This window comes from Rathayibacter sp. AY2B7, from assembly GCF_002931635.1.
Lineage (GTDB): Bacteria > Actinomycetota > Actinomycetes > Actinomycetales > Microbacteriaceae > Rathayibacter.
This window is the reverse complement of record NZ_PSUC01000128.1, coordinates 1-8,728: the sequence shown is the minus strand read 5'-3', so window position 1 is coordinate 8,728 and position 8,728 is coordinate 1. Positions and strand designations below refer to the sequence as shown.

Below are 8,728 nucleotides of genomic sequence, written 5' to 3'. Positions count from 1 at the left end.
CTGAGACCGAGCACGCCACCCATGGCGGTCCGCAGCACCTCGCGCCGGCGCATCGAGCGGAGGACCGAGGCGACCGCGTCGGGCGTCTCGTGCCGGGCGGGGTGGGAGCGGTGCCCTCGGCGGGCGCATCGGTCGACGGCGCACCGGTCGACGGCGCACCGGTGGACGGAGCGTCGGTCGAGGTGGAGTGCAGCGGGGTGGCGCTGGAGGTCGGCGTGCTCGACGGCGTCGCGGCGAACGCGGCGGTCGAGCCGAGCGCGACGAGTCCGAGGGCGCCGACGGCGATGCCGATGGTCAGGGCGCGCTTCTTCGGACGGCGCGGCCCGAAGCTCGAGCCCTTCTCGGCGGGGGTGGTCGACTCGGTCATGGGTGTCTCCTCGTTCCGGCCCGGTGCCGACCCCGTTCGGGATCGGTTGCGGCCGGTTCCATCTCAGATTCGAAGGCGAATCTGAAGCCGGACTTAAGAACAGACCCTCCACAGCAGACGCCGGGTGCGCCCCGATCCGCGGCCCCTAGGTTCGAGCACATGCCCTCCTCCGCCCGTGTGCTCCTCATCGAGGACGACGACGCCATCCGCTCCTCCGTCGAGACCGCGCTGCGCAGCGAGCGCTTCACGGTCCGCGGTCTCGTCTCCGGCGAGGACCTCGCCCGCGAGCTGAGCACCTTCGCTCCGGACCTGGTGATCCTCGACTGGATGCTCCCCGGCCCGAGCGGCATCGTGCTCGCCGAGCGGATCCGCCGCAGCAGCGACGCGGCCGTGATCATGCTCACCGCCCGCGACGCGGTCGACGACCGCCTCCGCGGCTTCGACGAGGGGGTCGACGACTACGTGGTGAAGCCGTTCGTGCTCGCCGAGCTCGTCAAGCGCGTGACCGCCGTGCTGCGCCGCCGCGGCCGCATCCCGTCCGTCGTCGAGATCGGCGACCTCGTCGTCGACCCGGAGTCGGGCCGCGCCCGCCGCGGCGGCGTCGCCCTCGACCTCACCGCGACCGAGTTCCGCCTCCTCGCCTTCCTCGCCGGGAACCGCGGCCGCACCCTCACCAAGACCCAGATCCTCACGCAGGTCTGGGGCTACGACCACGTCGACCCGAACCTCGTCGAGGTGCACCTCAGCTCCCTCCGCAAGAAGATGGAGGCGCACGGCGACCGGCTCGTGCACACCGTCCGCGGCCTCGGCTACCGGGTGGAGGCGTGAGCCGCTCCCAGCCGGGCGCCCTGCGGACCGGCTCGCTCCGCCTCCGCACCGTCCTGGCCGTGCTCGCGCTGCTGGCCGTGCTGCTCCTCGCCCTCTCGGCGACGGTGCAGGCGGTGCTCGGCGAGCGCCTCCGCGACCAGATCGAGGAGCGGCTGCAGGACCGCGCCTCCGCCGCCGCCGCGCTGGTCGGCACGATCGCCGACGACGCCCTCGCCTCCCGCCTCTCGGCGCAGGGCGTCTCGGTGCGGATCACGAGCCCCGAGGGCGAGGACGTCGTGGCCGGGCCGAGCCCGGAGCAGCTGCGCCTGGGCCCTGGAGCCGCCGACCAGCTCGGAGAGCCGCCGTCGCCGCCCGGCACGAGCTCCTCCTCCGGAGCCGTCTCGCCCCGAGCCGCCTCTGCCGCCGTCACCGTCGTCTCGAGCAGCGTCGCCGCCGACGACGAGCTGATCACCCTCGAGTCGACCCTCAGCGACGGCACCCGCCTCGAGCTCACCAGCGAGGCCGGATCGGTCGGCAGCACCCTCGCGCAGCTGAACGGGATCCTGCTCGGCGCGTCGGCCGTGTTCCTCCTGCTGGCCGCGCTCGCGCTGATCGTCGTGGTCCGCGCGACCCTCCGGCCCCTGGAGCGGATGACCGACGTGGCCCGCGACATCGCGCACGGCGACCGCGGGCGGCGGCTGCGCCCCTCCCGTCCGCGGACCGAGCTCGGCCGCACCGCGACCGCGTTCGACGAGATGCTCGACGACCTCGAGCAGGCCGAGCGCAGCGCCCTCGCCGCCGAGGCGACGGCCCTCGCGGCGGAGCAGCGGATGCGCGCGTTCGTCTCGGACGCCGCGCACGAGCTGCGGACGCCGGTCGCCGGCATCCAGGCCGCCGCCGACGCCCTCGTCCGCGGCGACGGCGGCGAGCAGGAGCGCGAGCGCCTCTCGGTGCACGTCGTGCGGGAGTCGCTGCGCGCGGGCCGCCTCATCCAGGACATGCTGCTGATGGCGCGGCTGGACGAGGGCCTGGCTCTGGAGTCGCGTCCGCTGGACCCCGCGGGCATCGCCGAGGCCGCGATCGAGCGCCAGGAGCTGCGCCGCCCGGGCCTCGCGATCGAGCTGCAGCGGCCCGCCGAGCCGCTCCTGGTCAGCGCCGACGCCGACCGGCTGGCTCAGGTGCTCGGCAACCTCCTCGAGAACGGTGCCCGCTTCGCCCGCTCCCGGATCGACGTCGCCGTCGAGGCGGCCGCCGACTCCGTCACGATCACCGTCGACGACGACGGCCCCGGCATCGCCGAGGCCGACCGCGAGCGCGTCTTCGACCGCCTCGTCCGCCTCGACGACGCCCGCAACCGCGCCGACGGCGGCTCGGGCCTCGGCCTGCCGATCGCGCGCGGGCTGGCCCGGGCCCTCGGCGGCGACCTCGTGGCGCAGGCGGGACCGGTGGGAGCGCGGTTCCGCGTGACCCTGCCGCGCGCCCGCTGACCGGCAGGCCGTGCCCCTAGGCTCGACGGGCGCGCGGGCCCCGCTCCGCCGGAACGGCAGGAGTGGCTCCATGGACAGGGACGACGCGGAGCAGCGTGTCCGGCAGGCCCGCGACGAGGCCCCCAGGTTCGGGAGCGGTCCCCTGCTCGCCACCTTCACCGTCCGACACCGCCGCGGACTCGACGTCGCCTTCGTGCTCGACGGCGCGGAGGGGGACTTCCAGATCGGCATGGGCGCCGCGTCCGACGACTTCCGGAGCGTCCTCACCGTCGGGGTCGACCGCGAGGACGGCCGCATCCGCGGCGTCTCCAGCTGGACCGTCGACGGCCGCGAGAGCCGCGTGCCCGTGCGGATCCTGCACCGCTCCGCCACCGTGATCATCGTGGAGGCCGCTCCCCTCCCCCTCGACCGGCGCCCGTCCTCGCTCAAGTGCTGGTCCTTCCTCCGCCGGGCCTCCGCCGACCACCACTCCGACGTGCTCGGCTTCGTGTCCCCGGACCTGGCCGACCTCCCCCCGGTCCGGCTCCTCACCGATCCGCGGGCGCGCCGCGGGCGCTGAGCCGGCCTTCCGCGCGAGGGTGGATCCCCGCCCGACCCGGAGGAGCGCTCGTGACGCAGGAGGTGCAGTCGACCCGGCTGCGGTCGCTCGGGAGCGAGGCGTTCTTCGGGGCGACGGTGGTCGTCGCGGCGGCGTGGTCGGGTGCCCGGGCGTTCCAGCTCTACGGAGGCTGGGGCGTGGTGCTCGCGGTGGCCGCGGTGATCGTCGCGGTGCTCGGCTTCGGGCTCCGGCGGCGCGTCGAGGAGCGGTGGTCACGGCCGAGCCTCGAGAGGCTGCGGGCCGAGCATCCGGACGGCGGCGTCACCGCGGTGCTGAACACTCCGGAGACGCTGGCCTCGCTGCGGACGCTCGCGGTCGCCGGAGCCGCAGTCGACCTCCCGGCGCTGCGCGCGGCGAAGCCGGACCCCGTGCTGCTGGCCGTCGTCACCGCGAGGGCGCTCTCGCTGTTCCGCGCCGACGCGGACCTCTCGCCGATCGCGTTCCTGCCCCTCACCGCCGGGGACGCCCCCGAGTCGGTGACGGGCTACCACCACGGTCACGCGCTCGCGGCTCCCGTTCTCACGGTCCGGCAGCAGGGGACGGAGCAGCGGCTCGCCCTCTTCCCCGCCGACGGCGCGCGGACGATCACCGGTGTCCTCGGCCGCTGAGCGAGGCCCGCTGCGCATCGCCGGGAGTCTCCGCCCCGCGGCGGATCCGGCAGCGCCGCGCCGCGCGTAGCGTCGGGCGATGGACATGTCACTGCTCGGCACCAGCGTGGTCGCCGCCCTGTGCGGGGCCGCGTATCTCGGAGTCGCGATCCTCGCGGTCGCGCAGGTCCTCCGCTCCGGCCTCGATCCCCTGCGGAAGGGCCTGTGGACGATCGCCGTCGTGGTGGCGCCCTTCCTGGGGTCGATGGCGTGGTTCCTCGTCGGGCGGCCCGGGGCACGAGCCTGAGACGCGGCTCAGCCCGCACCCATGCCTACGATCACCGATCGCGCAAGCACCTGCTCGCGGGGCGCCCGCACGTCAGCATGAGCGGGATGGACACGATCGAGGAGGCGGGCGCCTGGGCGCGCGCTCTGGTGCGCCGCGAGTTCGGCGTCGGCCTCGTCGACCTGGAGCCCGTCGTCGGCGGACTCGACCACGGAGCGCGCGTCTGGTGCGCGGCCGACGGCTCCGGGGCGCTGTGGAGCGTCAAGGCGTCGGCCCGCGACGGGCGCTTCGGCCTCGCGCTCTCGGCGTCGCTGGGCGAGTCGGGGGTGCCGGGCGTCGCGGCGCCGCACCGCGCCTCCGACGGGCGCCCCTGGGCGGAGGACCGCGGGCTGCGGGTCTCGGTCGCGCCGTGGATCCTCGGCGAGGACGCCGTCGACTCCGGCGAGGACGCCCTCGACTGGGAGGGGTTCGGCGCGGTCCTGCGCTCCGTGCACGACGCCGAGCCGCCGACCCTCGCGCCTCCCGTGCGGCGGGGCATCCGCCGTGTCCGCCGTCCGCTCGCCGACCTCCTCGCCGAGACCGACGAGAGGATCGACGCGCAGCCGGAGTCCCGCCCCCTCCTCACCGCGCTCTGGCGCGGTAACCGCTCCCGCCTCGACGCCCTCGCCGGCGCCGAGCGGCGGCTGAAGCGCGCCCGCACGCCCACCTCCCGCGTGCCCCTCCACGGCGACCCGCATCCCGGCAACGTCGTCATCGACGAGAGCGGCCGCCCCTGGCTGATCGACTTCGACGAGGCCACCGTCGCCCCGCGGGAGGCCGACCTGCTCCTGATCGAGCTGGGCGTCATCTACTCGCGGCCGATCAGCGACGTGCAGCGCTCGGCGTTCCGCGCGGGCTACGGCGAGGCCCTGATCGACGACGAGCGGATCATCCGCTTCGGCTGCGTCCGCGCGGTCGAGGACGTGGCCGCCACTCTCGCGCTGGCCCTCGCCGACCCGGAGCCGGAGGAGCGCGAGGCCGCCCCCGTGCCCGCCTCCCGCCTCGGCCGCGCCGCCTCGGCGCTGCCCGTCCCCACTCCGCTCGACCTGCTCGCCGGCCAGCTCGGCCCGCACGGCCTCGTCTCGCTCGTCGAGACCGCCCTCCGCCGCCCCGCCTGACGCGGCCCTCCGACCCCGCCCCCGTCCGACCCTTCACAGCAGGAGACCACCCATGCGCAGACGATTCATCCCCCTCGCCGCCGTCCTGGCGTCGACCGCCGCCCTCACCGGCTGCAGCGGCTTCGGCGGAGGAGGCGGCGGTTCGGCCGACGCCGACTCGATCACCTTCACCACCTGGGCCAGCGAGTCCGAGCAGGCGGCCTTCGAGTCGCTGATCACCGACTTCGAGGCCGAGCACGAGGGGGCGAGCGTCGAGCTCAACGTCGTCCCCTACGACCAGATGTTCAGCAACATCGACGCGCAGCTGTCGTCGGGCGAGGCCCCCGACGTGTTCCGCGTCGACTACGGCAACCTCGGCGTCTACTCCAGCCAGGAGCAGCTGCTCGACCTGACCGACCGGATCGACGACTTCGACTCCTTCACGCCCGCGTTCCAGGAGGCCGTCTCGTTCGAGGGGAAGCCCTACGGCGTCCCGCACCAGACCGACGTGTCGGCGCTGCTGGTGAACACGCAGCTGCTCGCGGCGGCCGGCATCACCGACGTGCCGACCACCGCCGACGAGGCGTGGACCTGGGAGGAGTTCGCCGACGCCTCCGCAAAGCTGCGCGCGAGCCTGCCCGCCGAGCAGTACCCGTTCGTCTACAACTGGCAGCTCGGCGGCACGCCCCGCTGGCTGAGCTGGCTGTTCGAGGCCGACGGCACGCTCCTGGAGGAGGACGGCACCACTCCGGCGATCGACTCCGCCGCCGGCGCGAAGGCGCTGGACTTCACGAAGAGCTTCTTCGACAACGACTGGGTCCCGCCGACCAGCTCGGTGAAGTCCGCCACCTACGCCGACTCCTTCTTCACGGAGCAGACCGCGGCGATGGCCTTCGCCGGGTCCTTCCTGGTGCCGGACATCGACGACCTCGCCGACTTCGAGTGGACCGCCACGCCGATGCCCGTCGACGAGCGCGGCGCGACCGACCTCGGCGGCAACGCCCTCGTCGCCACGGCCGACACCGACAACCCGGAGCTCGCGACCGAGTTCCTCTCGTTCATGACGCAGGCCGACACCATGGCCGAGTTCTGCGCGGCGACGAACGAGCTGCCCACCCGGTCCGACATCGACCCCGCGTCGATCGACTTCGCGGTGCGCCCGGACGTGATGCCCGTGTTCGTCGAGCAGGCCGCGACGATCACCCCGCGGGACGTGCAGCAGCTCACTTCGCCGTTCCTCGCGAAGATCTCGGTCGCGATGCAGGACCAGCTCGAGGAGGCGTTCGTCGGCGGACGCAGCACCGAGGAGACCCTCTCCGGCCTCGATGCGGCCATCCAGCAGGCGACCAGCTGATGACCGCCACCACCCTCCGCGGCCGGGCGGGCTCCTCCGCCCGGCCGCGGTCGGCCCGCAGGCGCGAGGCCCTCGCCGGCTTCGGCTTCGTCGGCCCGAACCTGCTCCTGATGGCGCTGTTCCTGTTCGTGCCGATCCTCTGGGCGATCCAGCTCTCGTTCCAGGAGTCTCGCGGCTTCGGCACGCCCGAGTGGGTCGGCTTCGCGAACTACCTGCGGATGGGCGCCGACCCGGTGTTCTGGCAGAGCCTGGGCAACACCCTCCTCTTCACCGCGGTCACCGTGCCGCTCGAGCTCGCCGGCGGCCTCGGCCTGGCCGTGCTGCTCAACTCCGTGCTGCCCGCGCGCGGGATCTTCCGCACGGTGATCGTGCTGCCCCTGGTGATCTCGGGCGTCGCCTCCGGGATGATCGCGGTCACGATCTTCAGCGAGTCCTCGGGCATCGTGAACAAGGTGCTGAGCTCGCTGGGCGCCTCGCCGGTCGCGTGGCAGTCGGACGGCTCCGCGGCGATGATCTCGGTGATGCTGACCGCGGTGTGGCTGCGGATCGGCTTCAACATGGTGATCTACCTGGCGGGCCTGCAGAGCGTCTCGCCCGAGCTCTACGAGGCCGCGCGGATCGACGGAGCGACGCGCTGGCAGCAGTTCCGCGCACTGACGGTGCCGCTGGTCGGCCCGTCCACCTTCTTCCTGCTGATCATGAACGTGCTCGCCTCGTTCCAGGTCTTCGACATCGTCTTCGTGATGACGGGCGGCGGCCCCGGCTTCTCCACGTCGGTGCTCGGCACCTACGCGTACCGCAACGGCTTCCAGGTCCGCGAGCAGGGCTACGGCGCCGCGCTCGGCGTCGTCATCCTGCTGGTCTCCCTCGCCTTCACCTATCTGCAGTGGCGCACGAGCCGCACGCGCGACCTCGTCGACTAGGAGCCCTCATGTCGTCCTCCACCGTCACCACGCCCGCCGCGGTCGCCGCGGCCACCGCGCGCGAGACCCCGCGCCGGCGCCCCTCCCGCCGCGACGGCTCCCGCTCCGGACTCGTCGTCCGCCTGGTCGTCGCGATCGTCGCCTCGGCGATCGTGTTCTTCCCGCTGTACTGGATGCTCGTCATCGCCTTCTCGCCGCGCGGCGAGGTGTTCGCGCCCGGCCCGCCCCGCTTCTGGCCGAGCGAGATCTCGTTCGAGAACTTCGCGACGGTGTTCGCGCGCTTCCCCGTGGGCGAGTGGTTCGTCAACTCGGTCGTGATCGGCGCGTTCGTCACGGTGTTCACCGTCGTGGTGAACCTGCTGGCCGGCTGGGGCTTCGCGCGGCTGCGCTTCCCCGGGCGGAACCTGCTGTTCCTGCTCGCACTGGCCACGATGATGATCCCGGTGCAGGCGATCATGGTCGCGCAGTTCAAGCTCGTGACCGGACTGCAGATCTACGGCACCTACTGGTCGGTGATCCTTCCCGGAGCGGCGGCGGCCTTCGGGATCTTCCTCGCCAGGCAGTTCTTCCTCTCCATCCCGGAGGAGCTGATCGAGGCGGCGCGGATCGACGGCGCGGGGCACCTGCGGGTGTTCCTGCAGATCGTGCTGCCGCTCTCGAAGCCGCTGATCGCCGTCCTGATCCTGCTGACTCTGCTCGGCAGCTGGAACGACTTCGCCTGGCCGCTGATCGCCCTGAAGGACAACGAGCTGTTCACGCTGCCGATCGGCCTGCTCTACCTCAAGGGCCAGTCGACGCCGGACTACAGCGCGAGCATGGCGCTGGCGCTGGTGTCGGTGCTGCCGATGGTGCTGCTGTTCCTGTGCTTCCAGCGCTACTTCGTGCAGGGGTTCGCGCGCAGCGGCATCCGGTGAGGTCGGGCGGCGGCACGGGCGGGGGCACGGGTGGCGGCACGGGCGGCGTGGAGCGGTCGCCGCGGCCGGACGCTCCTGACCGGACGGGGCAGGAGCGGACGTGGAAGGAGAGGACAGCGCAGGGCCGGAGAGGACAGGGCAGGAGAGTGCCGACGGACGTTGCGGGCGGCGGGCGGCGGAGAACGTGAACCACGTGGAGGTCGTCCGGTCGTGATCTCCCGAGTTCGACGGCTCTCCTGCGCGGCGGGGGCGTCCGCCAGCCGGAGCGG

Annotated in this window: 10 protein-coding genes; all 10 read left to right on the top strand. The window is 73.6% G+C overall.

Annotated features, from left to right (window positions below; translation table 11 throughout):
* On the top strand, window positions 1–452 hold a 452-nt coding region (locus tag C5C27_RS18415), incomplete at its 5' end, for a hypothetical protein (RefSeq protein ID WP_219813188.1).
* Window positions 453–526: 74 nt separating this feature from the next.
* Window positions 527–1,195 (top strand): response regulator transcription factor, encoded by a 669-nt coding sequence (locus C5C27_RS15565; RefSeq protein ID WP_104225192.1) that lies wholly within the window; start codon window positions 527–529, stop codon window positions 1,193–1,195.
* Window positions 1,192–2,661 (top strand): cell wall metabolism sensor histidine kinase WalK, encoded by a 1,470-nt coding sequence (locus C5C27_RS15560; protein WP_104314860.1) that lies wholly within the window; start codon window positions 1,192–1,194, stop codon window positions 2,659–2,661. The genes C5C27_RS15565 and C5C27_RS15560 overlap by 4 nt, the downstream gene beginning before the upstream one ends.
* 70 nt (window positions 2,662–2,731) lie before the next feature.
* On the top strand, window positions 2,732–3,220 hold the full coding sequence (locus tag C5C27_RS15555) for a hypothetical protein (protein ID WP_104283961.1): 489 nt from the start codon (window positions 2,732–2,734) through the stop codon (window positions 3,218–3,220).
* A gap of 50 nt (window positions 3,221–3,270) precedes the next feature.
* Window positions 3,271–3,867 carry a hypothetical protein gene (locus C5C27_RS15550; protein WP_104314859.1) on the top strand — a complete coding sequence of 199 codons (597 nt, stop codon included), beginning with the start codon at window positions 3,271–3,273 and terminating at the stop codon, window positions 3,865–3,867.
* A 79-nt stretch (window positions 3,868–3,946) separates the two neighbouring features.
* Window positions 3,947–4,153 (top strand): PLD nuclease N-terminal domain-containing protein, encoded by a 207-nt coding sequence (locus tag C5C27_RS15545; RefSeq protein WP_104225196.1) that lies wholly within the window; start codon window positions 3,947–3,949, stop codon window positions 4,151–4,153.
* Between the two features lie 86 nt (window positions 4,154–4,239).
* Window positions 4,240–5,289 (top strand): aminoglycoside phosphotransferase family protein, encoded by a 1,050-nt coding sequence (locus C5C27_RS15540; protein WP_181133564.1) that lies wholly within the window; start codon window positions 4,240–4,242, stop codon window positions 5,287–5,289.
* 52 nt (window positions 5,290–5,341) lie between these two features.
* Window positions 5,342–6,622: a sugar ABC transporter substrate-binding protein gene (locus C5C27_RS15535; RefSeq protein ID WP_244229553.1), complete on the top strand. Its 1,281-nt coding sequence runs from the start codon at window positions 5,342–5,344 to the stop codon at window positions 6,620–6,622.
* A complete protein-coding gene (locus tag C5C27_RS15530) occupies window positions 6,622–7,545 on the top strand; it encodes a carbohydrate ABC transporter permease (RefSeq protein ID WP_104314857.1) in 924 nt (307 codons plus the stop codon). Before C5C27_RS15535 ends, C5C27_RS15530 begins: the two co-directional genes overlap by 1 nt.
* An 8-nt stretch (window positions 7,546–7,553) precedes the next feature.
* A complete protein-coding gene (locus tag C5C27_RS15525) occupies window positions 7,554–8,459 on the top strand; it encodes a carbohydrate ABC transporter permease (RefSeq protein WP_104295831.1) in 906 nt (301 codons plus the stop codon).
* Window positions 8,460–8,728: the final 269 nt, after the last annotated feature.